At 68.9% G+C, this 26628-nt stretch carries 26 protein-coding genes; 13 read left to right on the top strand and 13 right to left on the bottom strand.

The window, feature by feature from the left end; genetic code table 11:
* Positions 1–10 precede the first annotated feature (10 nt).
* The 5 genes from nuoJ to nuoN all read left to right on the top strand — a co-directional run bounded on the left by nuoJ (position 11) and on the right by nuoN (position 5791).
* Entirely contained in the window at positions 11–556 is a 546-nt protein-coding gene (gene nuoJ / locus KGQ91_RS03325; protein ID WP_224416292.1) for an NADH-quinone oxidoreductase subunit J, read from the top strand.
* Positions 553–861 carry an NADH-quinone oxidoreductase subunit NuoK gene (nuoK, locus tag KGQ91_RS03320; protein ID WP_163649662.1) on the top strand — a complete coding sequence of 103 codons (309 nt, stop codon included), beginning with the start codon at positions 553–555 and terminating at the stop codon, positions 859–861. Before nuoJ ends, nuoK begins: the two co-directional genes overlap by 4 nt.
* 10 nt (positions 862–871) lie before the next feature.
* A complete protein-coding gene (nuoL, locus tag KGQ91_RS03315; protein WP_224416293.1) occupies positions 872–2731 on the top strand; it encodes an NADH-quinone oxidoreductase subunit L in 1860 nt (619 codons plus the stop codon).
* 67 nt (positions 2732–2798) lie between these two features.
* Positions 2799–4346 (top strand): NADH-quinone oxidoreductase subunit M, encoded by a 1548-nt coding sequence (gene nuoM / locus KGQ91_RS03310; RefSeq protein ID WP_224416294.1) that lies wholly within the window; start codon positions 2799–2801, stop codon positions 4344–4346.
* The gene (gene nuoN / locus KGQ91_RS03305; RefSeq protein WP_224416295.1) at positions 4343–5791 is read left to right on the top strand and encodes an NADH-quinone oxidoreductase subunit NuoN; all 1449 of its coding nucleotides are present in this window, start codon (positions 4343–4345) and stop codon (positions 5789–5791) included. Before nuoM ends, nuoN begins: the two co-directional genes overlap by 4 nt.
* An 80-nt stretch (positions 5792–5871) precedes the next feature.
* Here nuoN and KGQ91_RS03300 read toward each other — a convergent pair whose 3' ends face one another.
* The 4 genes from KGQ91_RS03300 to KGQ91_RS03285 all read right to left on the bottom strand — a co-directional run bounded on the left by KGQ91_RS03300 (position 5872) and on the right by KGQ91_RS03285 (position 9516).
* Positions 5872–7278 (bottom strand): TRAP transporter large permease, encoded by a 1407-nt coding sequence (locus KGQ91_RS03300; RefSeq protein WP_224416296.1) that lies wholly within the window; start codon positions 7276–7278, stop codon positions 5872–5874.
* A complete protein-coding gene (locus KGQ91_RS03295) occupies positions 7278–7835 on the bottom strand; it encodes a TRAP transporter small permease subunit (protein ID WP_224416297.1) in 558 nt (185 codons plus the stop codon). Before KGQ91_RS03295 ends, KGQ91_RS03300 begins: the two co-directional genes overlap by 1 nt.
* A gap of 158 nt (positions 7836–7993) precedes the next feature.
* A complete protein-coding gene (locus tag KGQ91_RS03290) occupies positions 7994–8803 on the bottom strand; it encodes an endonuclease/exonuclease/phosphatase family protein (RefSeq protein ID WP_224416298.1) in 810 nt (269 codons plus the stop codon).
* 80 nt (positions 8804–8883) lie between these two features.
* Positions 8884–9516, bottom strand: a complete 633-nt coding sequence (locus tag KGQ91_RS03285) for a thiol:disulfide interchange protein DsbA/DsbL (RefSeq protein WP_224416299.1) — start codon at positions 9514–9516, stop codon at positions 8884–8886.
* Positions 9517–9905: 389 nt separating this feature from the next.
* Here KGQ91_RS03285 and yihA point away from each other — a divergent pair, with 389 nt between their 5' ends.
* A complete protein-coding gene (yihA, locus tag KGQ91_RS03280; protein WP_224421368.1) occupies positions 9906–10490 on the top strand; it encodes a ribosome biogenesis GTP-binding protein YihA/YsxC in 585 nt (194 codons plus the stop codon).
* A 42-nt stretch (positions 10491–10532) separates the two neighbouring features.
* On the opposite strand, the gene KGQ91_RS03275 is transcribed toward yihA, so the two are convergent.
* The 7 genes from KGQ91_RS03275 to argH are packed head-to-tail and all read right to left on the bottom strand — an operon-like array spanning position 10533 to position 16674.
* On the bottom strand, positions 10533–11237 hold the full coding sequence (locus tag KGQ91_RS03275) for an HAD family hydrolase (protein WP_224420246.1): 705 nt from the start codon (positions 11235–11237) through the stop codon (positions 10533–10535).
* Positions 11238–11265: 28 nt separating this feature from the next.
* On the bottom strand, positions 11266–12186 hold the full coding sequence (locus KGQ91_RS03270; RefSeq protein WP_224420245.1) for a tyrosine recombinase XerC: 921 nt from the start codon (positions 12184–12186) through the stop codon (positions 11266–11268).
* On the bottom strand, positions 12170–12889 hold the full coding sequence (locus tag KGQ91_RS03265; RefSeq protein WP_224416303.1) for a DUF484 family protein: 720 nt from the start codon (positions 12887–12889) through the stop codon (positions 12170–12172). The genes KGQ91_RS03270 and KGQ91_RS03265 overlap by 17 nt, the downstream gene beginning before the upstream one ends.
* A 56-nt stretch (positions 12890–12945) precedes the next feature.
* Complete coding sequence (gene dapF / locus KGQ91_RS03260; RefSeq protein WP_224416304.1) at positions 12946–13782, bottom strand: diaminopimelate epimerase; 837 nt, start codon at positions 13780–13782, stop codon at positions 12946–12948.
* Positions 13782–15050 (bottom strand): diaminopimelate decarboxylase, encoded by a 1269-nt coding sequence (lysA, locus tag KGQ91_RS03255; RefSeq protein WP_163649675.1) that lies wholly within the window; start codon positions 15048–15050, stop codon positions 13782–13784. Before lysA ends, dapF begins: the two co-directional genes overlap by 1 nt.
* 5 nt (positions 15051–15055) lie before the next feature.
* Complete coding sequence (lptM, locus tag KGQ91_RS03250) at positions 15056–15271, bottom strand: LPS translocon maturation chaperone LptM (protein ID WP_163649676.1); 216 nt, start codon at positions 15269–15271, stop codon at positions 15056–15058.
* Positions 15268–16674: an argininosuccinate lyase gene (argH, locus tag KGQ91_RS03245; RefSeq protein ID WP_224420244.1), complete on the bottom strand. Its 1407-nt coding sequence runs from the start codon at positions 16672–16674 to the stop codon at positions 15268–15270. The genes lptM and argH overlap by 4 nt, the downstream gene beginning before the upstream one ends.
* Positions 16675–16966: 292 nt before the next feature.
* On the opposite strand from argH, the gene hemC reads away from it, so the two are divergent.
* The 5 genes from hemC to KGQ91_RS03220 all read left to right on the top strand — a co-directional run bounded on the left by hemC (position 16967) and on the right by KGQ91_RS03220 (position 22949).
* On the top strand, positions 16967–17938 hold the full coding sequence (gene hemC, locus KGQ91_RS03240) for a hydroxymethylbilane synthase (protein WP_263478936.1): 972 nt from the start codon (positions 16967–16969) through the stop codon (positions 17936–17938).
* Positions 17938–18726 carry a uroporphyrinogen-III synthase gene (locus KGQ91_RS03235; RefSeq protein WP_224420243.1) on the top strand — a complete coding sequence of 263 codons (789 nt, stop codon included), beginning with the start codon at positions 17938–17940 and terminating at the stop codon, positions 18724–18726. Before hemC ends, KGQ91_RS03235 begins: the two co-directional genes overlap by 1 nt.
* Positions 18727–18732: 6 nt before the next feature.
* Positions 18733–20148 (top strand): uroporphyrinogen-III C-methyltransferase, encoded by a 1416-nt coding sequence (locus KGQ91_RS03230; RefSeq protein ID WP_224420242.1) that lies wholly within the window; start codon positions 18733–18735, stop codon positions 20146–20148.
* Positions 20145–21368 (top strand): heme biosynthesis HemY N-terminal domain-containing protein, encoded by a 1224-nt coding sequence (locus KGQ91_RS03225; RefSeq protein WP_224420241.1) that lies wholly within the window; start codon positions 20145–20147, stop codon positions 21366–21368. Before KGQ91_RS03230 ends, KGQ91_RS03225 begins: the two co-directional genes overlap by 4 nt.
* 213 nt (positions 21369–21581) lie before the next feature.
* Positions 21582–22949 (top strand): NCS2 family permease, encoded by a 1368-nt coding sequence (locus tag KGQ91_RS03220; RefSeq protein ID WP_224416309.1) that lies wholly within the window; start codon positions 21582–21584, stop codon positions 22947–22949.
* A 94-nt stretch (positions 22950–23043) separates the two neighbouring features.
* Here the strand turns inward: KGQ91_RS03220 and ybiO are convergent, their stop codons facing one another.
* Positions 23044–25401 carry a mechanosensitive channel protein gene (gene ybiO / locus KGQ91_RS03215; protein ID WP_224420240.1) on the bottom strand — a complete coding sequence of 786 codons (2358 nt, stop codon included), beginning with the start codon at positions 25399–25401 and terminating at the stop codon, positions 23044–23046.
* Positions 25402–25698: 297 nt separating this feature from the next.
* Between ybiO and KGQ91_RS03210 the strand changes: the two genes are divergently transcribed.
* Positions 25699–25896, top strand: a complete 198-nt coding sequence (locus KGQ91_RS03210; protein ID WP_224420239.1) for a hypothetical protein — start codon at positions 25699–25701, stop codon at positions 25894–25896.
* A gap of 47 nt (positions 25897–25943) precedes the next feature.
* Here KGQ91_RS03210 and KGQ91_RS03205 read toward each other — a convergent pair whose 3' ends face one another.
* Entirely contained in the window at positions 25944–26156 is a 213-nt protein-coding gene (locus KGQ91_RS03205; protein WP_224420238.1) for an RNA-binding protein, read from the bottom strand.
* Between the two features lie 251 nt (positions 26157–26407).
* Between KGQ91_RS03205 and KGQ91_RS03200 the strand changes: the two genes are divergently transcribed.
* The gene (locus KGQ91_RS03200) at positions 26408–26602 is read left to right on the top strand and encodes a hypothetical protein (protein ID WP_163649685.1); all 195 of its coding nucleotides are present in this window, start codon (positions 26408–26410) and stop codon (positions 26600–26602) included.
* The last annotated feature ends 26 nt before the right edge of the window (positions 26603–26628 follow it).

Below are 26628 nucleotides of genomic sequence, written 5' to 3'. Positions count from 1 at the left end.
AGGGAATGACATGGAAATCGCCTTTTATCTGAGTGCTCTGGTCGCGGTGCTGGCGACCCTCGGCGTGATCACCAACCCCAACCCGGTGCATGCGCTGCTCTACCTGATCATCTCGCTGATCAGCGTGGCGATGGTGTTCTTCGCCCTGGGGGCGCCCTTCGCCGGGGCCCTGGAAGTGATCGTCTACGCCGGGGCGATCATGGTGCTGTTCGTGTTCGTGGTGATGATGCTCAATCTCGGCGAGACGGTGGTCGCCCAGGAGCGCGCCTGGATGCGCCCCCGGGTCTGGCTGGGGCCGTCGGTGCTGTCGGGAATCCTGCTGCTGACCCTGATCGCCACGCTGTGGGGCGGCGATGCCGGGCGGGTGATCGGCGGCGAGACGCTGACCGCCCGGGCCGTGGGCAGCCTGCTGTTCGGCCCCTGGCTGCTGGTGGTCGAGCTGGCGGCCATGCTGCTGCTGGCGGCGCTGGTCACCGCGTCGCACGTGGGGCGGCTGCCGGAGCCGGACAAGCCCGCCGTCAGTCGTGAATCCGGAGCCCGGAAGGAGGCCTCATGAGCGGTATCCCCATGGAGCACGGCCTGGTGCTGGCCGCGATGCTCTTCACCCTGGGTCTGGCCGGGCTGGTCTGCCGGCGCAACATGGTGTTCGTGCTGATGAGCCTGGAGATCATGCTCAACGCCGCGGCGCTGGCCTTCATCGTCGCCGGCACCGGCTGGGGCAAGCCCGAGGGCCAGGCGATGTTCCTGCTGGTGATCACCCTGGCCGCGGCCGAGGCCAGCATCGGCCTGGCGCTGCTGATCCAGTTGCACCATCGCTTCAAGACGCTGGACGTGGATGCGGCCAGCCGCATGAACGGATGAGGAGCCGCCAATGACGTTACTGCCCTGGACCTTCCTGCTGCCGCTGGCCGGCACCCTGATCCTGTCGCTGTCGCGAGGCCGGCTGTCGCCGCGCGCCAGCTCGGTGGTCGGGGTGACCAGCGTGGGCCTGGCGGCGCTGGTCGCCGCCTGGGTCGGCTGGCGCTTCCTGGCGTCCGGCGAGACGAGCATCGACATGACCCTGTGGACCTGGGTGACGGTCGGCGACTTCCGGCCGACCATCGGGCTGCACCTGGACGGGCTGTCGCTGACGCTCATGGGCATCATCACCGGCGTCGGCTTTTTGATCCATCTGTTCGCCGCCTGGTACATGCAGGACGAGGCCGGGAGGCTTCGCTTCTTCGCCTACATGAACCTGTTCGTGTTCAGCATGCTGCTGCTGGTGCTCGGCGACAACGTGCTGCTGCTCTACCTGGGCTGGGAAGGCGTGGGGCTGTGCAGCTATCTGCTGATCGGCTACTACTTCGAGACCGCGGCCAACGGCTGGGCGGCCTTCAAGGCCTTCATCATCACCCGGCTGGGTGACGTCTTCCTGGCGATCGGCCTGTTTTTGATGTTCCGCGAACTGGGCACGCTGGACATCACCGAGATCCTCGCCCGGGCCCCCGACGTGTGGGCCGAGGGCGCCTGGCAGGCCCAGGTCGCGTCGCTGCTGATCCTCGGCGGGGCGCTGGGCAAGTCGGCGCAGCTGCCGCTGCATACCTGGCTGGCCGACGCCATGGCCGGCCCGACTCCGGTCTCGGCGCTGATCCATGCGGCGACCATGGTCACCGCCGGGGTCTACCTGATCGCCCGGCTGCACGGCGTCTTCGAGCTGGCCCCCGCGGTGCTCTACCTGGTCGGCGTGATCGGCGCGCTGACCCTGCTGCTCGCCGGCTTCGCCGCGCTGGCGCAGACCGACATCAAGCGCGTGCTGGCCTACTCGACGATGAGCCAGATCGGCTACATGTTCCTGGCGCTGGGTGTCGGTGCCTACGATGCGGCGATCTTCCACCTGATGACCCACGCCTTCTTCAAGGCGCTGCTGTTCCTCTCCGCCGGCTCGGTCATCGTCTGTACCCACCACGAGCAGGACATGCGCCGGCTGGGCGGGCTGTGGCGCAAGCTGCCGCTTACCTACGCCGGCTTCGTGATCGGCGGGGCGGCGCTCTCGGCGCTGCCGCTGGTCTCGGCCGGTTTCTTCAGCAAGGACGAGATCCTCTGGCAGGAGCTGGCCTCCGGCCATGGCGGACTGATGCTGGCCGGGCTGGTCGGCGCCTTCCTCACCTCGCTGTACACGCTGCGCCTGATCATCGGCACCTTCCACGGCGAGCCGGGCAGCGACAATGCCCGCCATGCCGAGCCGGGGCGCGGGCCGGTCCACGGCCTGCCGCTGGTGGTGCTGGCGGTGCTCTCCACCTTCATCGGGGCATGGATCCACCCGCCGCTCGAGGGCGTGCTGCCGGCCGGCCCCGGGGCCGATGCCCACGGCGCCGGCCATACCGTGCTGGGCGTCGTCGCGGCGCTGGTGTCGCTGGGCGGGCTGGTCGTCGCCGCCTGGCTGTTCCTGCGGCGCCAGCGCTGGCTGGCCGAGCGCGTGGCCGGCGGCTGGGAGGCGCGCCTGTGGTGGTTCTGGAATCAGGCCTGGGGCTTCGACATCGCCTACGACTGGCTGTTCGTGCGGCCCTATCGCGTGCTGGTCCGGCTGCTGCGCAGCGACTTCATCGACCGTGCCCTGCTGCTGCCGGCCTGGCTCTCGTGGGCGCTGCATCGCGGCCTGAGCCTGACCCAGTCCGGCAAGCTGCGGCTCTACGCCACCACCATGGCGGCCGGGGCGACACTGATTCTGCTGGTACTGGTGCTGGGGGGATGACGATGCCATCGGTCCGCGCGCGCGGGACAACGCCGCTGATGTTTCAACGACAGGGAATCCACCGCTTATGACGCTGCTCTGGCTGATCCTGATCCCCTTCATCGGGGGCTTGCTGTGCTGGCAGGCCGAACGCTTCGGCCCCATGCCCCCTCGCTGGATCGCCCTGGGGACGATGCTGATCGAACTGCTGATCACGCTGGGGCTGTGGTTCCAGGGGGAATACCACCTGGCCAACGCCGGCACGGCCAGCGAGGCGGTACGCTGGTCGATGGAGTGGCGCATGCCGTGGATTCCGCGCTTCGGCATCGACGTGCACCTGGCGCTCGACGGCCTGTCGCTGGTGCTGATCGCCCTGACCGGTTTCCTGGGCATGCTCGCCGTGCTGTGTTCCTGGAACGAGATCGTCAAGCGGGTCGGCTTCTTCCACCTCAACCTGCTGTGGATCCTCGGCGGCGTGGTCGGGGTGTTCCTGTCGATCGACCTGTTTCTGTTCTTCTTCTTCTGGGAAATGATGCTGGTACCGATGTACTTCCTGATCGCGCTGTGGGGGCACAGCGGTTCGGAAGGGCGGACCCGCATCCGCGCGGCGACCAAGTTCTTCATCTACACCCAGGCCAGCGGGCTGCTGATGCTGGTGTCGATCCTCGGGCTGGTGTTCGTCCACCACGCCAATACCGGCGAGTATTCCTTCGATTACGCCACCCTGATGCAGACCTCGCTGTCGGAGAGCACGGCGATGTGGCTGATGCTGGGCTTCTTCGTCGCCTTCGCCGTCAAGCTGCCGGTGGTACCGGTGCACGGCTGGCTGCCCGACGCCCATGCCCAGGCACCCACCGCCGGCAGCGTCGACCTGGCGGGGATCCTGCTCAAGACCGCGGCCTACGGCATGCTGCGCTTCGCCCTGCCGCTGTTCCCCGAGGCCTCCCAGGCGTTCGCCCCGGTGGCGATGACCCTGGGGGTGATCGGCATCTTCTACGGCGCGATCCTGGCCTGCGGCCAGCAGGACATGAAGCGGCTGATCGCCTATACCAGCATTGCCCACATGGGCTTCGTGCTGATCGGCATCTACGCCGGCACCGAGCTGGCGCTGCAGGGCGTGGTGGTGATGATGGTGGCCCACGCCTTCTCGGCGGCCGGACTGTTCATCCTCAGCGGTCAGCTCTACGAGCGCCTGAGCACGCGTGACATGCGTCAGATGGGCGGGCTCTGGGGGCGCCTGGGCAGCCTGCCGGGCTTCTCGCTGTGTTTCGTCGCCGCCTCGCTGGGCATGCCGGGCACCGCCAACTTCCTCGGCGAGTTCCTGATCCTGTTCGGCAGCTTCCCGGTGGCGCCCGGTTTCGTGGCGGTCGCCAGCTTCGGCTTCGTGCTGGCGGCCGTCTACTCGCTGCTGCTGATGCAGCGCGTGTACTTCGGCCCGGCCCAGGGCGAGGGCGTGTTTGCCGACCTGGATCGGCGCGAATACCTGATGATGCTGTCGCTGGTGGGCCTGGTCCTGCTGTTCGGGCTCTATCCCCAGCCCCTGCTGGATACCACGGGCGCGGCCATGGGCGAAGTGCAGCGCCTGTTCGGTGTCGTTTCACAGTCGACCACTCTTCTGCTGACGGGGGCCCCATGACGTTGACCGCGACGCAACTGCTGGCGCTGATGCCGCTGATCCTGGTCTGCGCCACGGCCATCGGGGTGATGCTGGCGATCGCCTGGCGGCGCCACCATACCGGCATCGCCACCTTCACCGCGGTGGGGCTCAACCTGGCCCTGCTGGCGCTGATCGGGGTGTGGTTCATGGCGCCGCTGACCACGCCGCTGCTGGCCATCGATGGCCTGGCGCTGTTCTCGGCGGCGCTGATCCTGATCGCGGCACTGGCCTGCACCACCCTGGCGCACGCCTACCTGGTCCATTACGACGGCCCGCGCGAGGAGTTCTACCTGCTGCTGCTGTGTGCCACGGCGGGCGGGCTGGTGCTGTCGGCCAGCACCCACCTGGCGACGCTGTTCTTCGGCCTGGAGCTGGTGTCCATGCCGCTCTACGGGATGCTCGCCTATATCTACCGGGAGCGCCGTTCGCTGGAGGCGGGGATCAAGTACCTGGTGCTGTCGGCGGCGGCGACCGCCTTCCTGCTGTTCGGCATGGCCCTGCTGTTCGCCGAGACCGGCCACCTGGACTTTGCCGGCCTGACCTCCGCGCTCGGCGATGACATCGGTGTCTGGGGGCTGGCGGGGGCCGCGATGATGATCATCGGCCTAGGCTTCAAGCTGTCGGTGGTGCCCTTCCACATGTGGACGCCGGACGTCTACGAGGGCGGCCCGGGGCCGGCCGCCACCTTCCTGGCAACCGCCAGCAAGGTGGCGGTGTTCACCGTGCTGCTGCGCCTGGTGATGGCCTCGCCGGCCTTCCAGGCCAGTGCCCTGCACGAGGTGCTGGCGGTGCTCGCCGTGCTCACCATGCTGGTGGGCAACCTGCTGGCACTGACCCAGTCCAACCTCAAGCGGCTGCTGGGCTATTCGTCGATCGCCCACTTCGGCTACCTGCTGACCGCGCTGGTGATCGGCGACGGCCTTTCCGTGGAGGCCACCGGGGTCTATCTGGTCACCTACATGCTCACCACCCTGGGGGCCTTCGGCGTGGTGACGCTGATCTCGAGCCCCTACGGCGGCTCGGACGCGGCGGCGCTGCACCACTATCGCGGGCTGTTCTGGCGGCGCCCCTACCTGACGGCGGTGCTGACCATCACCATGCTGTCGATGGCGGGCATTCCCTTCACCGCCGGCTTCATCGGCAAGTTCTACATCGTCGCGCTGGGCGTCGAGGCCGGCCGCTGGTGGCTGGTCGGCGCGGTGATCGCGGGCAGCGCCATCGGCCTGTTCTACTACCTGCGGGTGATGGTCACCCTGTACCTGGCCGAGGCCGGCATGCAGCGCCGCGACGCCCCCGAGGACTGGGCGGTCCAGGCCGGCGGGCTGATGGTGCTGGTCGTGGCGGTGCTGGTGATCGTGCTGGGGATCTATCCGGCGCCGATGATCGACGGCGTGCGGCTGGTCAGCGCGATGATGGTGGGCTGAGCGGGTGACGCGAGCCCCGCGCCGGCCGGCGCGGGGCAGGACGTTCACCCGACCCGGGCTGTCCCGGAATCCTTCAACGCCTACCTGAACTGTGCCGGCAGCCAGGTGGCCAGCTCGGGAATGAAGGACAGCGCGATGAGCATGGCGACCTGCAGCACGATGAACGGGATCACGCCGCGGTAGATCGCCGTGGTGGGCACCGACTCCGGGGCCACGCCACGCAGATAGAACAGCGCGAAGCCGAAGGGGGGTGTCAGGAAGGAGGTCTGCAGGTTGATGGCGATCATGATGCCCAGCCACACCGGGTCGAGGCCCATGGCCAGCAGCACCGGGCCGACGATCGGCACCACCACGAAGGTGATCTCGATGAAGTCGAGGATGAAGCCCAGGAAGAAGATCACCAGCATGACGATGAATGTCGCGCCCACCACCCCGCCGGGCATGTCGTTGAAGATGTCCTTGACCAGCGCCTCGCCGCCGTAGGCACGAAAGACCAGCGAGAACAGCGCCGCGCCCACCAGGATCAAGAACACCATGGTGGTGACGTGGGTGGTCGCGCGTACCACGTCGGTGAGCGTGGCGCGATCCAGCTTGCGGTAGGCCAGCGCCAGTACCAGCGCGCCGAAGGCGCCCACCGCCGAGGCCTCGGTGGGCGTGGCGAAGCCGCCGAGGATCGAGCCGAGCACGGCGACGATCAGCGCCAGCGGCGGCACCAGCCCCTTGAGCAGCAGCGTGGTCAGCCCGCCCTGATGGCCGAGCTCGTTCATCAGTTCGCGCCGATCGGCCGGCGGGGCGGACTCGGGCTTGAGCCAGGCGATGAACGCCACGTAGGCGATGTACAGCACCACCAGGATCAGCCCGGGGATCAGCGCGCCGATGAACAGGTCGCCCACCGAGACGGTCTTGGGACTCCAGATGCCCATCGACAGCTGGGCCTGCTGGTAGGCGGAGGAAAGCACGTCGCCGAGCAGCACCAGGGCGATCGACGGCGGGATGATCTGGCCCAGGGTGCCGGTGGCGCAGATCGTGCCGGTGGCCAGCGACTGGCTGTAGCCGCGCTTGAGCATGGTCGGCAACGACAGCAGGCCCATGGTCACCACGGTGGCGCCGACGATGCCGGTGGAGGCGGCCAGCAGCATGCCGACGATCGTCACCGAGATGCCCAGGCCGCCGCGCAGCGAGCCGAACAGCAGCGCCATGGCGTCGAGCAGGGTCTCGGCGACCTTGGACTTTTCCAGCAGCACGCCCATGAGAACGAACAGCGGCACGGCGAGCAGCGTCTGGTTGGTCATGGTGCCGAAGAGGCGGTTGGGGAAGGCCGCCAGGAAGCTGGCATCGAAGTTGGCGTCGATACCCAGCGACTGCAGGCCCATGCCCACCCCGGCGAAGGCCAGCGAGGTGCCGGCCAGCGTCAGGGCGACCGGGAAGCCGGCCATCAGCACCAGGCAGATCAGCGCGAAGAGCACCAGTGGCATGAATTCCAGCATCAGAGGCGCTCCTCGGCATGGTCGTGGCCTTCCTGCGGCGGCAGTCGGCCGCCGATGATTAGGCTCTTGCGAATGACCTCGCCGATGCCCTGCAGGATCATCAGGCCGGCGAACAGCGGGATCAGCGTCTTGAGCAGGAAGACCCCGTGGATGCCGCCGGTATCCGGCGAGCCCTCGAGAATCGCCCAGGACTTGCCCACATAACCCAGGCTGGTGGCGATCACGAAGACCATGAACGGCAGCAGCAGCAGCAGGGTGCCGAGCAGGTCGACCCAGGCCTGCTTTCGCGGCGAGAAGGTGCGATAGAAGATATCCACCCGCACATGCCCGTCATGCTTGAGCGTGTAGCCGGCGGCGAGCAGGAAGAGAGTGGCGTGCATGTACATCACCGATTCCTGCATGGGGATGCTGTTGAAGTTGAAGAGATAGCGCAGCACGACTATCAGGAACTGGATCAGCATCATCGCCATGACCAGCCAGGCGAGCGCCTTGCCCAGCCGTTCGGTGATGGCGTCGATCCAGGCCAGCGGGGCTGGCAGGGACGGACCTCGATTCATGGAACCCTCGCTTGCGTGGCGATGTTTGTCGGTTGCTGTGGTATCGACACGCCGGCCGTTAACTTGAGCGGCGGCGTGACGGCCACGCCGGAACGCCGGAACGCCGGGCCGCCGGACCGACGCTCAGCCGTGCCCGGGGCAGGGCCGGCGGCAAGGACTCATCGGTCCGACGGGAGGCCCAGCGCCTGCTGACAACGGGGCGGCAGGTGGATGTCGATGGCCAGGGGGAGGTGGTCGGAGAACAGCTGGTCGAGGACCTGCAGGTTGTCCGCCTCCAGCGACGACGACAGCAGGATGTGATCCAGTGCCCGGCGTGGCTGCCAGGAAGGATAACTCAATAAGGTGCGAACCGGGCGCAGCGGCAGGGCGCTGCAGAAGCGCGAGTGGCTGTGGAGCTGCTCGGGGGTGCAGTTGAGATCGCCCATCACCACCACGTGCCTGAGCGGCGCGACCACCTCGCTCAGGTAGTCGAGCTGGCGTACCCGGCCGCGATGGCTGAGCGCCAGGTGGGCGATGAAGATGTGCAGGGCGTCCGGGCCGTCGCCGTAGCGGGCGTGCAGGGCGCCACGACCGGGCAGGGTGCCCGGCAGGCGGTGCTCCTCGATGTGGGCGGGCGCCAGGCGCGACAGCAGGCCGTTGCTGTGCTGGGCGAAGCGGCCCAGGTTGCGGTTGAGCTGCTGGTAGTGATGGGGGAAGCCGGCGTGCTGCGCCAGGTAGTCCACCTGATTGACGTTGCCCGAGCGAAAGCTGCCGCCATCGGCCTCCTGCAGGCCGACGATGTCATAGCCCTTGAGCACCTCGCTCATCAGGTCGAGCCGGCGCTGACGCCGGGGGTGAGGCAGCAGGTGCTGCCAGCTGCGCGTCAGGTAGTGATGATAGGCCGACGTCGAGATGCCCACCTGCAGGTTGAAGGTCAGCAGGCGCAGCGTCGCGGTGGGGCCGGCGTGGAAGGCGTGCACCTGTGTCATGGCTTGGCGGTCATTTCCAGACTCCCGATTGGGCGGGCGCCGGAAACGCCCACCTCGTTTGCCGGTCGCGCAAGAAGCCCTTACTGGCTGCGTTGCTCGCGAACCTTGTCGATCAGCGCGTCGGCGACCCTGGGCATGTTTTCCAGGCTGCCGGCGGACTGCGGCGTGACGACGTAGTGGCCGTCGACGATCAGCGCCGGCACGCCCATGATCTGGTAGCCGCGCATCCGCGCATGGGCCTGGTTGAGCTCGCTCTTCACGCCGAAGGAGTCGAGCGCCTTGAGCGCCTCGTCCTTGGTGACGCCGTAGTGGCTGAAGAACTCGGCCACCTTCTCCGGGTCGGTCAGGTGCCGGCCATCCTTGTGGATGGCGTCGAAGAAGTCGTCGTGGACCTTGTCGAGGATGCCCAGCGACTTGGCGGCATAGAAGGCGCGGGCATGGGCCGTCCAGGTGTCGCCCATGGTGGCCGGCACGCGCATGAAGGTGACATCGTCGGGCAGCTCGGCGACCCAGGCGTTGAGCGGCTTCTCGAAGGCGTAGCAGTGCGGGCAGCCGTACCAGAAGACCTCGGTCACCTCGATCTGGCCGTCGGGCACCGAGGTTTCCACCGGCGTGTCGAGCACCTTGTAGTCCTCGCCGGCCACCGGGGGCGCGGCCATGACCAGCGCGGAAAAGCCCAGGCCGGCGACGGCCGCGATCCACTGTTTCAACATGCGCCCACTCTCCTTTCGATGATGGCAATGCGTCTAAAGGTATCAGATTCGTCGGCGTGTTGGAGTCGTCGCGGGCGCGGAGGTTCCGGCAAGGCCGGCGGGTGGGGCAATCGTAGATAGCTGCAGCATGACTCGGGCTGATCCGTCGGCAGGTTTCCGAGGGGCGCTATAGACCCCTCCATGGGCGCTACTTTAGCCATCCATGGCCAAAAACCCCCTCTCCAACCTGCCCCCGGCGCCCTCGTCAGAGCCAACGGCGATGGCCTTGGCGAGCCGGGTGCGAGGCTCACAGCCGCCGGAGGGAGTGCTACAATCGCCGGTCCAGTCGATTTCCGCCCAGCCCGACGAGGCAAGCCGTGACCCGTCTCAACTACCAGACCGCCCGTTTCATGACCAGCGCGCCGACGCTGGGCCAGTGCCCGGCCGACCAGGGCCGCGAGGTGGCCTTCGCCGGCCGCTCCAACGCCGGCAAGTCGAGTGCCATCAATACGCTATCCCGACAGAAGGCGCTGGCCCGGACCTCCCGGACGCCGGGGCGCACCCAGCTGATCAACTTCTTCAGCCTTGCCGGCGACGAGGCCTGCCGGCTGGTCGACCTGCCGGGGTACGGCTATGCCAAGGTGCCGGAAGCGGTCAAGCGCGAGTGGCAGCGCCACCTGGCCGACTACCTGCAGCGGCGCGGTTCATTGCAGGGCGTGGTGCTGCTGATGGACGTGCGCCACCCGCTCAGCGAGTTCGACGAGATGATGCTGGGCTGGGCCGACGAGCAGGACATGCCGGTGCACATCCTGCTGACCAAGGCCGACAAGCTCAAGCCCGGGGCGGCGAAGAGCGCGCTGGCCAAGGTCCGCTCGCAGCTGCGCGAGTGGGAGGATCTGGTCAGCATCCAGCTGTTCTCGTCGCTCAAGCGCCAGGGGCTGGAGACCCTGGAGGCCCGCCTCGACGCCTGGCTGCTCGACACCGCCGAGGCCTGAGAGCGGCACGACCGGACGCCGATGCCCGTCCATGCGGGTGTCTCAGCCTTCCAGGCCGTCCAGCAGCGCCGGCAGCTCGCGGATATGCCCCAGGCGATACACGCCCTCGGGCAGCGACGCCGGGCGCTCGTCGTCCTTGTCGATCCAGGCCACCCGCATGCCCAGCCGTCGTGCCGGCAGCACGTCCTCGCGCCAGGAGTCGCCGACATGCAGCCCCTGCGAGGGCGGCACCGGGCCGAGTCGCGCCAGCGCGGCGAGGAAGGGCCGGGCATCGGGCTTGGGCGCCAGGCTCTCGCCGGCGTTGATGATCACCGGGAAATGCCGGCCGATCGCCAGGCGCGTCAGGTCCACGTTGCCGTTGGTGATCGCGCCGAGCCGATAGCGTTGCCCCAGGGCGTCGAGCATCGCCGGTACCTCCTCGAATACCTCGATCTCGTGGCGCAGGGCCAGCATCCGCTCGATGGCGGCCTCGGCCCAGTGCGCCGCGTCGGCCGCCTCCAGGCCGAACTCGACGAGCATCTCGCGCAGCGTCTCGCGACGCACCCAGGTGAAGTCGCCGCGGCGCACGGGGTGGCGGGCGGCGAAGGCCAGCCGGCGACGCTGATACTCCTCCAGCGGAAAGTGCTCGGCATGGCCGACGCGCTCGTGGAGCCAGTCGTAGTGGCCGGTCTCGGTGCGCGCCATGACCGGCGCGTTGTCCCAGAAGGTGTCGTCCAGGTCGAAGGTCAAAGCGGTGATGGGGCGCATCGGTGGGGCTCCTTGGGGGGCGGTCCGGCTATGAGTCGTCGGTATCCGGCGTGCGGCGGCGCGCCCGGGGATGGGCGGCATCGTAGACGCCCGCCAGGTGCTGCCAGTCCAGCCGGGTGTAGATCTGGGTGGTCGACAGGTTGACGTGGCCGAGCAGTTCCTGGACGGCGCGCAGGTCCTGGCTGGATTCCAGCAGGTGGCTGGCGAACGAGTGGCGCAGGCGATGCGGGTGCAGGTGTTCCGGCAGGCCGCGCTCGACGGCGAGCCGCGCCAGGCGCTGCTGGATGGCACGGTGGCCCAGGCGGGTGCCGCGGCGACCGACGAACAGCGCCGGCTCCCCGCTCGCCGCCAGGGACGGGCGGGCCGCCAGCCAGGCGTCGAGGGTCTGGCTGGCGCGCTGGCCCACCGGGACCTGGCGGGGCTTGGCGCCCTTGCCGATCACGCGCACCCGGTGCGCGGCGAGGTGGTCGAGGTCGAGGCCGGCCAGCTCGGCCAGGCGCAGGCCGCTGGAGTAGAACAGCTCGCACATCGCCTGGTCGCGACACGCCAGCGGCGAGCCGTCGTGCGGGGTATCGAGAAACCGCGCCAGCTGGTCGACGTCCAGCGGCCGGGGCAGCGACGCGGGGGCGCGGGGCGTGCGCGTCAGGCGCACCGGGTCGTGGTGCAGCACGCCCTGGTCGTGCAGGGCGCGGGTGAAGCGCGACAGCGCCGCGCGGCGCCGGGCCAGGCTGCGCGGTGCCAGGCCGCGGGCGCGCTCGCGGCCCAGGAAGCGGCGGACCTGCTCGCGGTCCAGTTCGGCCCAGTCGGCGAGCCCGGCCTCGCGGACGCAGGCGGTCAGCGCCGCCAGGTCGCGCCGATAGGCATCCACCGTGGCCGGGCTGGCCTCCTGGGCCAGGGTCTGCAGGAAGGCCTCGACGGCGGCGTCCAGGCGGTCAGTCGGGGCGGGCATGGGTCACCATCAGGCGTGTGACGACCTCGCCGAGGTACTCGGTGAACAGGGTGTCCAGGCTGGCGCGGAAGTGCTCGGCATCATGGCTGGCGAGGATCAGGTAGCCCTGCGGCTCGCCCAGCGTCAGCCGGGTGACGGCACAGGAGCCGGCCTGCGAGGGCGGGTCGACGTGCGGCAGCAGGCGCTTCCAGTCGGTGCGCGAGAGGCGCCGGCAGCGGCTGGCCCGTCCGTCGAGCAGCGCCGCCAGGCGGGCGCCGCTGGCCTCGTCGAGCACGAAGCGCGGCGGCTGCGGCGGTGCGGGGTCACAGTCGGTGAGCGAGGGGGCGCACCACAGCGCCACGGCCTGGGTGCGGAAGCGCTCGGCCAGCTGGGTGGCCAGGGTCTCGCCCAGGGCATCGCTGTCCTCGGCCTCGAGCAGCGCCAGGATCAGCTCGCGGGTCCGCCGGTACTGCGACTCGTTGTGGCGGGCCGAGTCGAGCAGCTGCTCGAGATGGCGCTCGGCACCCTCGGCCCGCTCGCGCAGGTCGTGCACCAGCCGCTGGAGCAGCGAGACGGCGCCGTGACGGGCGTCCGGGTGCGGCACCTTGAGCTGCTGCAGCAGGCCCTCGCGGCCGATGAAGAAGTCGGGATGGCGGGCCAGCCACTGCGCCACCATCTCGGGGTCGAGGGTCTGCCGGGGTTCGGGCGCTTTCGCGGGAGGCATGGGTGGCGTCCTCGTCAGTTACGCGGAAATCAGGGCGTGGCGTGCGCCGCGCAGGATCAGCGCAGGTTCACGCGGCCGTCGAACACCCGTTCGGCGGGCCCGGTCATCAGCAGCGGCGCCGCTTCGTCGCCGGTCCATTCGATGGTCAGCGATCCGCCCGGCAGGTGTACCGTCACGGGGCTCTCCAGCAGGCCCTGGCGGATGCCGCTGGCCACGGCGGCACAGGCGCCGGTGCCACAGGCCAGGGTCTCGCCGGCGCCGCGCTCATGCACGCGCAGGCGGATCTCGTGGCGCGAGGCCACCTGCATGAAGCCGACGTTGACCTGGCGCGGGAAGTGCGGGTGATGCTCGATCCGGGGCCCCAGGCGGGCCACCGGTGCGCTGTCGACGTCATCGACCCGCAGCACGGCGTGGGGATTGCCCATGGAGACCGCGCCGATCTCGAGACGCTCGCCGTCCACCTCGAGGGCATGCAGCACCCGGTCGGCGTCGGCCGTGAAGGGCAGCGCCTCGGGGGCGAAGCGCGGGGCGCCCATGTCGACCTGCACGCGCTCGTCCTCGGTGACCAGCAGCGTCAGCGGACCGCCGAGGGTCTCGACGCGGATCTTGTGCTTGTGGGTCAGCTGCTGGTCGCGCACGAAGCGGGCGAAGCAGCGCGCGCCGTTGCCGCAGTTCTCCACCTCGCTGCCGTCGGCGTTGTAGATCCGGTAGCGGAAGTCCATCTCCGGATTGCGCGGCGGCTCGACCAGCAGCAGCTGGTCGAAGCCGATGCCGAAGTGGCGGTCGGCGAGCCGGCGGATCTGCTCGGCGTCGAAGCGTGCCCGCTGGGTGACCAGGTCGACCACCATGAAGTCATTGCCCAGGCCGTGCATCTTGGTGAAGTACACCCGCATCAGCGATTCTCCGGCAGTCGTGCCTCGCCCGCCCACAGCTCCTCGAGGGTCTCGCGGCGCCGCACCAGATAGCTCCGGTCGCCGTCGACCATGACCTCGGGCGGGCGCGGGCGGCTGTTGTAGTTGGAGGCCATGACGAAGCCATAGGCCCCGGCGGAGCGTACCGCCAGCAGGTCGCCCGGGGCCACGGCGAGCTCGCGGTCCTTGCCCAGGAAGTCGCCGGTCTCGCAGACCGGGCCGACCACGTCGTAGATGGCCGTCTCGCGCGGCTGCCGGGTATCCACCGGCAGGATCGCCTGCCAGGCCTGGTACAGCGCCGGGCGGATCAGGTCGTTCATGCCGGCGTCGACGATCGCGAAATGCTTGGTCTCGCCGGGCTTGAGGTACTCGATGCGGGTCAGCAGCACGCCGGCGTTGGCGGCGATGGAGCGCCCCGGCTCGAACAGCAGGGTCAGGTCCCGGCCTTCCTTCCAGGTGGCCAGGCGCTCGAGCAGGGCACGGGCATAGTCGAACGGGGCCGGGGGCTGCTCACCCTGGTAGGGGACGCCCAGGCCGCCGCCCAGGTCGAGATGCTCGATGGTGATGCCCTGGGCCTCGAGCCGCTCGAGCAGCACCAGCAGCCGGTCGAGGGCGTCGAGGAAGGGGGCGAGCTCGGTGAGCTGCGAGCCGATGTGGCAGTCCAGCCCCACCACCCGCAGGTTGGGCAGCTCGGCGGCGCGGGCGTAGACCGCCGGCGCGTCGTCGACGGGGATGCCGAACTTGTTGGCCTTGAGCCCGGTGGAGATGTACGGATGGGTGCGGGCGTCGACATCGGGATTGACGCGCAGCGACACCGGCGCGATCGCGCCGCACTCGCCGGCGACCTCGTCGAGACGCTCCAGCTCGGGCAGCGACTCGACGTTGAAGCACTTGATGCCCACTTCCAGCGCGCGGGCCATCTCGTGGCGTTCCTTGGCGACGCCGGAGAACACCACCCGGGCCGGGTCGCCGCCGGCGGCCAGCACCCGCTCCAGCTCGCCCACCGAGACGATGTCGAAACCGGCGCCGAGCCGTGCCAGCACGTCGAGTACCGCCAGGTTGGAGTTGGCCTTCACCGCGTAGCAGATCAGGTGCGGGTGCCCGGCCAGCGCCTCGCTGTAGGCGCGGAAGTGGCGCTCCAGCGTGGCCCGGGAATAGACGTAGCAGGGCGTGCCGAAGCGCTGGGCGATCGTCGCCAGCGGCACGTCCTCGCCATGAAGCTGGCCGTCACGGTAGTCGAAATGATCCATGCTGCTTATGTCCCGCTGTGTTCGCTCGGTGCATCGGAGTCCGGCGCGGCGTCCGGCGTCTGGGTCGCGTCGTCCGGGGTGTAGGCATCCGCCGGGTCGTACTGCCGGGCGGCCTGCTCGTCGCCGGGGTGGTACAGCGGCCCCTTCTGGCCGCAGCCTGCCAGCACCCCGGCGGCCAGCAGCAGCGCCGGCAGCGCCCCGGGCCGGCGACGGGCCGTCACGCCCGCGCCTCCATGAGCGCGCTCAGGGCGTCGCGGGCGCGCTGGGCGGCGGCACGCACCTGATCCGGCGCGGTGCCGCCGATGTGGTTGCGCGCGGCCACCGAGCCTTCCAGCGTCAGCACCTCGAAGACATCCTCGTCGATCGCCGCCGAGAACTGGCGCAGCTCGTCGAGGGTCATCTCGGAGAGGTCCTTGCCCTGCTCGATGCCGTAGGCCACCGACTGGCCGACGATCTCGTGGGCGTCGCGGAAGGCCACGCCGGCGCGCACCAGGTAGTCCGCCAGGTCGGTGGCGGTGGAGAAGCCGCGGCGAGCCGCCTCGTACATGCTGTCGGCCCGGGCCTCGATCGCCGGAATCATGTCGGCGAAGGCGCGCAGGCAGCCCTTGACGGTGTCGAGGGTGTCGAACAGCGGCTCCTTGTCCTCCTGATTGTCCTTGTTGTAGGCCAGCGGCTGCGACTTCATCAGCGTCAGCAGGCTCATCAGGTGGCCGTAGACCCGGCCGCTCTTGCCGCGTACCAGTTCGGGCACGTCGGGGTTCTTCTTCTGCGGCATGATCGAGCTGCCGGTGCAGAAGCGATCCGGCAGGTCGATGAAGTCGAACTGGGCACTGGTCCACAGCACCAGCTCCTCGCTCATCCGCGACAGGTGCATCAGCAGCAGGCTGGCCAGCGCGGCGAACTCGATGGCGAAGTCGCGATCCGAGACCGCATCCAGCGAATTCTCGGCCGGACGCTCGAAGCCCAGCAGTTCGGCGGTGACGTGGCGGTCGATGGGGTAGGTGGTGCCGGCCAGTGCCGCGGCACCCAGCGGCATGACGTTGACCCGCTTGCGGCAGTCGCGCAGGCGCTCGTGGTCGCGGGCCACCATCTCCTGCCAGGCGAGCAGGTGGTGGCCGAAGGTCACCGGCTGGGCGGTCTGCAGGTGGGTGAAGCCGGGCATGATGGTGTCCGCCTCGCGGGTGGCCAGCTCGATCAGCCCGTCACGCAGGCGCGCCAGCTCGGCATCGATGGCGTCGATCTCGTCGCGCAGGTAGAGGCGGATGTCGGTGGCGATCTGGTCGTTGCGCGAGCGCCCGGTGTGCAGCTTCTTGCCGGTGATGCCGATCTTCTCGGTCAGGCGTGCCTCGATGTTCATGTGCACGTCCTCGAGCGCCACCGACCAGGGGAAGGCGCCCTCCTCGATCTCGCGCTCGATCTCGCCGAGGCCCTGGATGATCGCGTCGCGTTCGTCGAGGGTCAGCACGCCGACCCGCGCGAGCATGGTCGCGTGGGCGATCGAGCCGCGAATGTCGTGATGGAAGAGGCGGCGATCGAAGTTCACCGAGGCGGTGAACTGCTCGACGAAGGCGTCGGTGGGTTCGCTGAAGCGCCCCCCCCAGGATTGATTGGTCTGCTGACTCATCGGGGATGCGATCCTGCTTGATTGCGTGAAAGTCTGGCACCGAGTGTACCAGAGTCAGCGCGCCTGGCGAGCGCGCCCCGCGGGCTGTCGAGGATGGCAGGCAGGACTCGGGGCTGGCCTGGCGACAGCCGCGATCGCCCCGACTGCTCGGCCGCGATAGGCGGGCGTTGACGGGCCGCTCGCCACGGCGCATTTTTCCTTGTCTCGCGACTGCTTTATGATGACACCCAAGGCCGAGGTGGCGGCATGGCCCCGATCGTGCCGCCGTGACCGCCGGATTGCCCACCGAATCATGCCGACTTTCAGGGAGATCACCGTGCCCGCCATCCAGACCCTTCGCATCGCCACACGCCAGAGCCGGTTGGCCCTGTGGCAGGCCGAGCATGTGCGCGATCGGCTCCAGGCGCTGCACCCGGGGCTCGACGTCGAGCTGGTGGCGATGACCACCCGGGGCGACAAGATCCTCGACGCGCCGCTGGCCAAGGTCGGCGGCAAGGGGCTGTTCGTCAAGGAACTGGAAGACGCCATGCTCGACGGCCGCGCCGACATCGCCGTGCACTCGATGAAGGATGTGCCGATGCACTTCCCCGAGGGGCTGGGGCTGTCGGTGATCCTCGAGGGCGCCGAGCCCACCGACGCCTTCGTCTCCAACGACCATGCCGACCTCGACGCCCTGCCCGAGGGCGCCCGCGTGGGGACCTCCAGCCTGCGGCGCGGCCTGCAGGTCCGCGAGGCGCGTCCCGATCTCGAGATCCACAACCTGCGCGGCAATGTGCAGACGCGCCTGGGCAAGCTGGATGCCGGCGAGTTCGACGCCATCATCCTCGCCACTTCCGGGCTGCGTCGGCTGGGGCTCGGCGAGCGGATCACCCGCGAGCTGCCCCCCGAGGTGAGCCTGCCGGCCTGCGGCCAGGGGGCGCTGGGCATCGAATGCCGCACCAACGACCCGGACCTGCTGGCGCTGCTGACGCCGCTCGACCATGCCGAGACGGCCACCCGGGTGCGCGCCGAGCGGGCCATGAACACTCGCCTCGAGGGCGGCTGCCAGGTGCCCATCGCCGGTCACGCGGTGCTCGAGGATGACGGCCGTACCCTGTGGCTGCGCGCCCTGGTGGGCACGCCGGACGGCACCCGGGTGCTGCGTGCCGAGGGGCGTGGCGCGGCCGCCGAGCCCGAGACCCTGGGCATTCGCATCGCCGAGGAACTGCTCGACCTGGGCGCCGGCGAGATCCTGGCCCAGGTCTACGGCGACGCCGATTCCTGATGGCGGCGCGCCCGCGTGTGCTGATCACCCGCCCGGGGGAGCGCGCGGTGCCGCTGGCGCGAGCGCTCGAGGCGCGGGGGGCCGAGCCGCTCGAGCTCGAGGCGATGCGCCTGGAGCCGTTGCCCGAGTCGCCGGCGATCCGCCAGGCCTGGCTCGATTTCGACAACTTGGACCGGGTGATCGTGGTCAGCCCCTTCGCCGCCCGCTGCCTGGCCGAGGGGCTCGACCGCTACTGGCCGCAGCTGCCGCTGGGGCCGCGCTTCTATGCCCTCGGCGCCGGCAGTGCCGAGGTGTTGCATCGCGAGCTCGGGGTGCGCGTCCACCTGCCGCCGGCCGCGGCGGGCACTACCAGTGAGGCACTGCTGGCGCTGCCCTCGCTGGCTTCTCTCGAGGGCCAGCGGGTGCTGCTGGCGGCCGGGGAGGGCGGTCGGCCCACCCTGGGCGACACCTTGTCGCAGCGCGGGGCGCGGGTCACCCGGCTGGCGCTGTATCGCCGCGAGTTACGGCCGCCCGAGCCGGCGATGCAGGCACGACTGCGCGAGGGGGATTTCGCGGCGCTGGTTGTGACCAGCGGCGAACTGCTCGAACATCTGGCAGGATGGTGTCACAAGGCAGCGTTGAACCAACCGCTAATCGTTTCCAGTCGACGTTTGGCTACACTGGCCGACAACCTGGGTTTCCTGCGCCCCGTGATGGCGAAAGGCGCCTCGCCGGCCGCGCTGGCAGCCGCCGTGGCCGACGTCTGCAACCTCAATGGCGCCGATCATGATGATCTTGAAAAGGGCTAGCGACAGATGAGCAAGCAAGAACACGATCAGGACGAACCGCGTTCGCCGTCCGGCGGGGGCAAGGACACGGCGGCCGGCGGTGACCAGCCGTCCGGCGACACGTCCGCCGCGCCGGGCAATGGCAAGGCCGAGCGGGCCTCGTCCGACCGTGGTCGCGACAAGGCCGCCGCGTCGTCGTCGACGAAGCCGGCCTCGACGAACACGTCTGCCGCGGGCAAGACGAACAACGCCAAGAGCGCCTCGAACGGAAAAGCCGCCGCGGACAAGGCATCGGGCGGCAAGTCCAGCGGCTCATCGCAGGGCGCGAAACAGACCCCGGCGAAGGGCGAGAGCGGCAAGACCGCCGGCAACGGCAAGGCTACGCCGCCGCCTACCGGCAATGGCGGTACTGCGCGGTCTTCGGGCGGCGGAAGCGGCGGCAAGGCCGGCGGCATCGCCCTGGCGCTGGTGGTGGTGCTGGCGGCCGGTGTGGGCGTCGGCGGCTGGTGGGGCTGGCAGCAGCTTCAGCAACAGCAGCAGCGTCTGAGTGCGCTCGACCAGGTGTCGCAGAACCGCCAGGGGCTCGATGATCTGCGCAGCCAGCTCGAGCAGCGCGACAGCCAGCGCGGCCAGGCCGTGCAGGCGATCCGCGACGACTTCCAGCAGTACCGTCAGGAAATGAACGCCACCCTCGACAAGGTGCTGGCCCAGCTGGCCAGCAAGCAGCAGACCGACGCCAGCGAGTGGCGCTTCGCCGAGGTGGAATACCTGCTGGGCCTGGCCAATCAGCGCCTGCAGCTCGAGCGTGACGTGAAGGGCGCCGTCTCGCTGCTGCAGACCGCCGACAAGCGCCTCGCCCAGCTCGACAATCCGGCGCTGACCCCGGTGCGTCGCGCCATCCAGTCGGAGCTCGGTGAACTGAACTCGGTGCCGCAGATCGACCGCACCGGTGTCTACCTGACGCTGATGGCGCTGCAGGAGCAGCTGGCCAAGCTGCCGCTGGAACAGGATATCCAGCAGCAGGCGGCTCAGGCCGGCGACACCTCGCCGGTGAAGGGCGGCTGGCAGCAGCAACTGGTGCACTTCGGCAAGGAGCTCAAGGACCTGGTGGTGGTGCGCAAGCACGATCAGGCACTCGAGGCGCTGATCACGCCGGAGCAGGAGTCCTACCTGCGCCAGAACGTGCGTCTCCAGCTCGAGCAGGCCCAGCTGGCCCTGCTGCAGAGCGATCCCAAGCTGTACCGCGCCAGCCTGGACAAGGCGCGCTCGCTGATTCAGGGCTACTACGACACCGGCAACCAGGGCGTGAGCAGCGCGCTGGATCAGCTCGGCTCGCTCGGCGACAAGACCATTCGCCCGGAACTGCCGGACATCAGCGCCTCGCTGCAGAAGCTGCGCGATTTCATGGAGCGTCGTCATGACGCCGGGAGCGGCGCGGCATGAGGAAACTGATTCTCGTCGTCGTCTTCGGCCTGGCGATCGGTGCGCTGTTCGGCCAGCTGATGCAGTCGGTGCCCGGCTACTGGCTGGTGCGCGTGGGTGATACCTCCTTCCAGACCTCGTTCTGGTTCGGCCTGGTGCTGCTGTTCGCCGTGTTCGTGGTGCTGCATTTCGTGCTGCGCCTGCTGATGCGCCTGCGGCGTCCGGTCAGCCGGCTCAAGGTGTGGAACACCCGCACCCGCCAGCGCAACGCCATGCGTCGTACCGTGCGCGGCCTGGTGGCGCTCGCCGAGGGCCGCTGGAAGCGCGCCGAAAAGGCCCTGACCAAGGCCGCCGACGACTCCAGTACGCCGCTGGTCAACTACCTCTCGGCGGCCCTGGCGGCTCACTACCAGGGGCGCCACGACCAGGCCGATGCCCTGCTCAAGCGGGCCCATTTCAGTACCGAAGGCTCGGATGCCGCCGTGGGGCTGGTGCAGGCGCAACTGAGGCTCGACCGCCAGCAGTTCGAGGAGGCGCTGGCCACCCTGACGCGCCTGGAGAAGCAGCTGCCCGATCACCCGCAGGTGCTCAAGCTGCTCAAGCAGGCCTACCTGAGCGTCAACGACTGGGACGGCATCCGCCGGCTGATGCCGCGCCTGGCGCGCCAGCAGCTGATTGGCGACGACGAGCGCCGCGACCTGGAGCAGCGCGCCTATCGCGAGCTGATCCTGCAGACGGCGCGGCGGCCCGGCGATGTCGAGCGGGTGCGCAACCTGTGGGCGGAGATGCCCGACTACCTGCGCGGCGACGTGGAGCTGGTCGGCCTGTATGCCGAGGCGCTGGTTCGCGGCAAGGAAGAGGGCGTCGCCGAGCGCCTGCTGCGCCAGACCCTCAAGGAGCACTGGGACAGCCGCCTGGTGTTGCGCTACGGCCTGCTCAACGTCGATGCCGGCCGCCAGCTGGCCTATGCCGAGAAATGGCTGCAGGAGCGGCCCAACGACCCCGACCTGCTGCTGACCCTGGGTCGCCTGTCGCTGCGCAACGCCTACTGGGGCAAGGCGCAGGAGTACTTCGAGGCCAGCCAGCGCCAGCGCCCCAGCGGCGTGGTGTGCGCCGAACTGGCGCGGCTCTACGCCAACCTCGGCGACCACGACAAGAGCCAGCTCTACTATCGCCAGAGCGTCGAGCTGCTCGACAAGTCGCTGCCGGCACTGCCGCAGCCCAGCGACCAGAACCCCTGACGCGACACGCGATTTGCTCTCCTGGGCGCCCACATGGGCGCCCTTTTTTATGATGGCCGGGTTCTCCGGGCGACATGCCGCCTCGTCGCCACGGCGTGGGTTCCAGGGTTTGTATACGAAAGTCTGTCGTCTTTGTTTGTCCAAATGGTCAAATATCGCATACGCTGTAAGGCGCTCTTGCATCCGATCGACAACAACAATGGAACCCGACCCATGCAACAAGGCACTTCGGCGTCCCTCGAGGCGTCTCGTCCCTCCGACTCGCCGCGCACGCCCTGGCTGGTGCGCTACTTCAACATCGAGCGTCGCGGCTCGACGCTCAGGACCGAGCTGCTGGCCGGCCTGGCGACCTTCCTGGCGGGGATGTACATCATCGTCGTCAACCCGGCGATCCTCAGCGATGCCGGGATTCCCTTCTCGGCGGCGCTGTCCGCCACCGTGATGATCAGCTTCATGAGCAGCCTGGCGATGGGGCTCTATGCCCGCAACCCGATCCTCGTCGCGCCGGGAATGGGCATGAACGCGCTGTTCACCTACACCCTGGTGCAGGGCGCGGGGCTGCCCTGGCAGACCGCGCTGGGCTGCGTGTTCTGGTCGGGAGTGATGTTTGCGGTGCTGGCGATGTTCAATGTGCGCAAGGCGATCATCGAGGCGATCCCCGACTCGCTGCGCTTCGCCATCACCTGCGGCATCGGGCTGTTCATCACCTTCATCGGCTTCAAGAACGCCGGCTTCGTGGTCGCCAACCCGGCGACGCTGGTCTCGTTGGGGGATCTCGATCCGGCGCTGATCACCTTCTTCCTGGGCATGATGGCCACGGCGATCTTCACCATCCTGCGCCTCAACGGCGCGCTGATCCTGGGCATCGCCTTCACCACCCTGCTGGCGCTGCCGATGGGGCGGCTGTGGGGCGACGAGGTCGTCGTGCAGTGGAACGGCCTGGCATCGTTGCCGGACTTCAGCGCGGTGCTGCAGGTCGATGTCTGGGGCGCACTGAAGGTGGCCTACCTGCCGTTCATCTTCGTCATGCTGTTCACCAACTTCTTCGATTCGCTGTCGTGCTTCCTGGCGCTGGCGGAGTCCGCCGATCTCAAGGACGCGGACGGCAATCCGCGCAACCTCAAGCGCTCGATGACCGTCGATGCCTTCGCCTCGATGATCGCCGCGCCGCTGGGCACCAGCGCCGCCCAGACCTTCATCGAGTCCGGCGCCGGCGTGGCCCAGGGCGGGCGCACCGGGCTGGTGGCGGTGGTCATCGGCCTGCTGTTCCTGCCGTTCCTGTTCCTCTCGCCGCTGCTGTCGCTGGTGCCGGCGGTCGCCACCGCGCCGGCGCTGGTAATGGTCGGGCTGTTCATGATGGCGCCGGTGCGCCAGATCGAGTGGGAAAAGTTCGACCAGGCCTTCCCCGCCTTCCTGGCGATCATCCTGATGCCGCTGACCTACTCGATCACCCTGGGGATCGCCTTCGGCTTCCTGAGCTTCGTGATCATCAAGCTGTGCACCGGGCGGCTGGAGGCGATCCGGCCGGCGATGTGGGTCACCGCGATTCTCAGCGCGGTGATGCTGGTGACCACGCAATAACCCCGCGAGCCGCGACTGACTGGGGTACGACGCAAAAGGGGCTGCCCGCAGGCAGCCCCTTTTTGCGTCGGTCGGGAAATGACCGAGACGTGTGTCAGCGCTCCTGCGGCGCGTCGACGTCGTCCTCGTCGGGCTTCCTGTGCGAGGGATCGCTGACCCGGTAGACCGGGGCCTCGCCGTCGGCCACGGGCTCGCTGCGGGTGGTGTCCGCGGCCTGGCGACGATTCTCGACCAGGCGGATGTTGGCCGCCGGGGCGCTGCCGTCCTTGTCCTCGCCGAAGTACAGCGTGGTATGCGGGAAGGGGATCTCGATGCCGGCGGCATCGAAGCGCAGCTTGACCAGGCGGTTGTAGGCCCGGCCCACGCCCCACTGGTCGCCCGGGGTGGTCTTGATCACCACGCGGATGTTCACCGAGCTGTCGGCCAGGGCGGTCACGCCGGCCACGGTGAGCGGCGCCAGCAGCTTGTGGCCGTGCTCGCCGGCCTTGAGGTCCTCGAAGGCCAGCTCCAGCTGGGCGATGGCGTCGTCGATGCTCTCGCGGTAGGCGATGCCGTACTCGCCGACGTGGTTGCCGAACTCGCGCATGTAGTTGGAGACGGTGTCGACGCTGGAGAAGGGCACGATGTGATAGGTGCCGGCCAGGTCGCGGATGCCCACCGAGCGGATGCTCAGGCGCTCGGCGGTGCCGGTCACCCCGCCCACGGTGACCACGTCGCCGGTATTCATGGCGTTCTCCACCTGGATGAACACCCCGGTGATGATGTCCTGCACCAGCTTCTGGGCACCGAAACCGATGGCCAGGCCGATCACCCCGGCGCCGGCGATCAGCGGACCGATGTTGATGCCGATCTCGGAGAGCACGATCATCGCGGTCATGGTCACCAGAGCGATGGCCAGGGCGTTGCGGAACAGGCTGAGCAGGGTCTTGGCGCGGGCCGAGGGCTCGCCGCTGCCGGTTTCCGGATTGAGGCGGTGCTCGATCAGGCTGGCCAGGGCGATCCACACCGCCGCGGCGACGGCGAGGATGACGATGACGTCGATGACCTTGCTGACGATGTCGCGGCCCGCCGCGGTGGCGTACCAGGCGGCCAGGTCGAAGGCGCCCCAGGCGTTGAGCACCAGCATGGCCACCACGACCAGGATGATCGTGCGGATCACCTTGAGGAAGGTGGGGATGTAGGCGTTGAGGCGGACCTCGAGCAGCGGCAGCCGGCGGCGCAGCTCGTCGGAGAGGGTGATGCGCCGGCCGATGATCTGGGTCAGGCTGCCCGAAAGCAGCATGCCCACGCCGACGATGATCAGCGACTGCAGCGTCGCGACGGCGACGTCGGGCAGGGCGGACTCGGGGCGCACGATGCTCACCAGCAGCACCATCAGGCAGTAGGCGATGGCCAGCCAGTGCCAGACGCGGCCGAGCAGCCGCAGGCCGACCCGGCTGGGACTCATGGTGGCCTGTTCGGCCTTGGCGTCGAGCGCCTCGCGCACCGCCTGACGATTGCGCAGCACCATGGTGGTGGCATAGATGAAGGCCAGGATCATGACCAGCAGGCCGATGCCCTTGCCCAGCGCCGGCGACAGGTTGAAGTTGACGATCGGCACCAGCACCAGCATGCCGTAGCCGACGAAGCCGGTCAGTGTGGCCAGCCAGCGGTTCCAGTGCGCGGCGTTGGCGGCATCGGTGGGAATCAGCCGCAGGCCGTCATAGTGCGACGACAGCAGCATGCGCAGGGCCGCCTTGACCAGTTCGATGACCAGGAAGGCATTGAGGAACAGCGAGGCCTGGGTGGAGAGGCTGCCGCTCTCGCCGATGGCGAAGGTGGCGATCAGGTTGCCGCCGACATAGGCCAGGGCGATCACCACCACGTCGATCAGCGCCGCGATGGCGACGGCCACCACCAGGCGCAGCAGGGCGCTGCGCGTCTCGCCCTGGCGGGACCAGTGACTGATGCGCACGAACAGCGGGTGCATCAGCCGGCGCAGCAGGAAGAACACCACGAAGGTGGCGACGATCACCAGGGTCAGGTTGATCGCCGCGCTGCTCAATGCCGCCAGGTCGATCCCCGGGCCGGCGTGATCCTGCGGCGAGACGATGCCCATCAGCGCCCGGCCCAGGTTGTGGAGCTGGGTGCCGGCGTCGCTGGCGATGTCGCTGGTCATCTCGGCGATGTGTCGGGCCAGGCTGATGTTCTCGGGCGCCGGGGCGGCGGGGGCTGACGTGTCCGCGGCCTGGCCGGCGGTGCCGGTGGTGTCGGCGAGGCGGCGCAGCTCCTCGATCAGCTGGTGGCGCGAGGCGTCGTTCTCGAGCAGATCGGCCAGCGTGGCGTAGGCCGGGCCGGAATCGGCATCGGGGGATGCCGACGCCGACGGCTGAGCCAGCGCCGGCAGCGTGAACAGGACCAGGGCCAGCCATAGGCCGTACCCCAGCCAGGAGCGCGGGGATGGTTTCAGCACGTCGAACCTCCATGTGATGTGGCGCGTCTCGCCATTCTTGTGGAATTAGCAGGCCCTGATGATAACATCGCCGCCTTCGCGGCCCGAGCCGCGCGTCGTGGTGGCTTTCACGACCCTGTCACGGCGTGGCGGAATAATGCCGGCGATGGCGCAGGGGCCCGGATAGCTATATAGTGTACAATTCTTGTACACAAGAGTGCCGAGATCAACCCGGCACGCCATGGGCCTCCCGCAGGGGGAGCACGGCCGGGCCGTCCGAGGCCGGGAGTGCGGAGCAAACAACGGAAAGGGACGACCATGCTGACGGTAACGCTGGAACTGCAATGCCACGTGTGCGGCGGGGAGCGCTTTCTGCTGCCGATGCCCGCGGACAGCGAGCAGGCGATTCACTGTGCCGACTGCCGGGCCTTCAAGTGCCATGGCGATGACCTGGAAAGGCTCATGGCGGCGGCCGGAAACTCCTGGCGCGACCGGGCGGAGCGTGCCGCCTGTTGATCGCGCCGTGACGTGTCGTGAGATACGAAGAGACCGCCTGACCGCCGTCAACCGCCGGCGGGATCGGCTTCCTGCTTGCGATGGCCGCTCCCGCGGCCTTCCACGTCGGACCGGTTCATGGCATCCACTTCTTCCTGAGCGGCCTCGCGGCTGTCATAGGTGCCGATGACGGTGCCGGTATCGCTGTCGTAGACCTCGTAGCGCGGTCCGTTGTCGCCTTCGCCCGGCACCTCGCGCCAGGTAATGGTCTGCTTGATCATGAGGCAGGCTCCTTGCGTGACGGTTCAGGATCAGTGTGGCATATCCCTCGAGGGTGGTTGAATGCCGGGCGACTCGCCATCGTGCCGCCGGCGCCACCTTTCTCAGTCCTGCGACAGGCGAGAGGCCGGTTCGGTTCATGCTGCCGGCGTCATGGTTTTCATCTAGACGCCCGCGTGGGCCCTGACACACTGAAGACATCAAGCCGGCCGAGACCGGCACGAGCAAGGGATGGTGTCAGGGGAGGGGTGTCATGGCCGAGTCACGCCGTGCGTTGTTTCTATGTCGTCACTGCCAGGCGCTGGTCTATGTGGAGCGCCGAGGCGCGCGAGGCGTGCAGCCCTGCCCGCGCTGCCGGGCCGGGGATCTCGAGAGCGTGACGGTACCGCATGCGACCTACGCCACTCAGGCGCTGGGTCATCTGCTGGGCGTGGACTTGTCGCGCTGACGGCGGCTGCGTATGTTGGTGGCGGA

Origin of the sequence: Modicisalibacter tunisiensis, from assembly GCF_020148005.1 — a bacterium.
Taxonomy (GTDB): Bacteria; Pseudomonadota; Gammaproteobacteria; order Pseudomonadales; family Halomonadaceae; genus Modicisalibacter; species Modicisalibacter tunisiensis.
The sequence above is the reverse complement of the archived record's forward strand: the minus strand, read 5'-3'. Positions and strand labels throughout refer to the sequence as shown.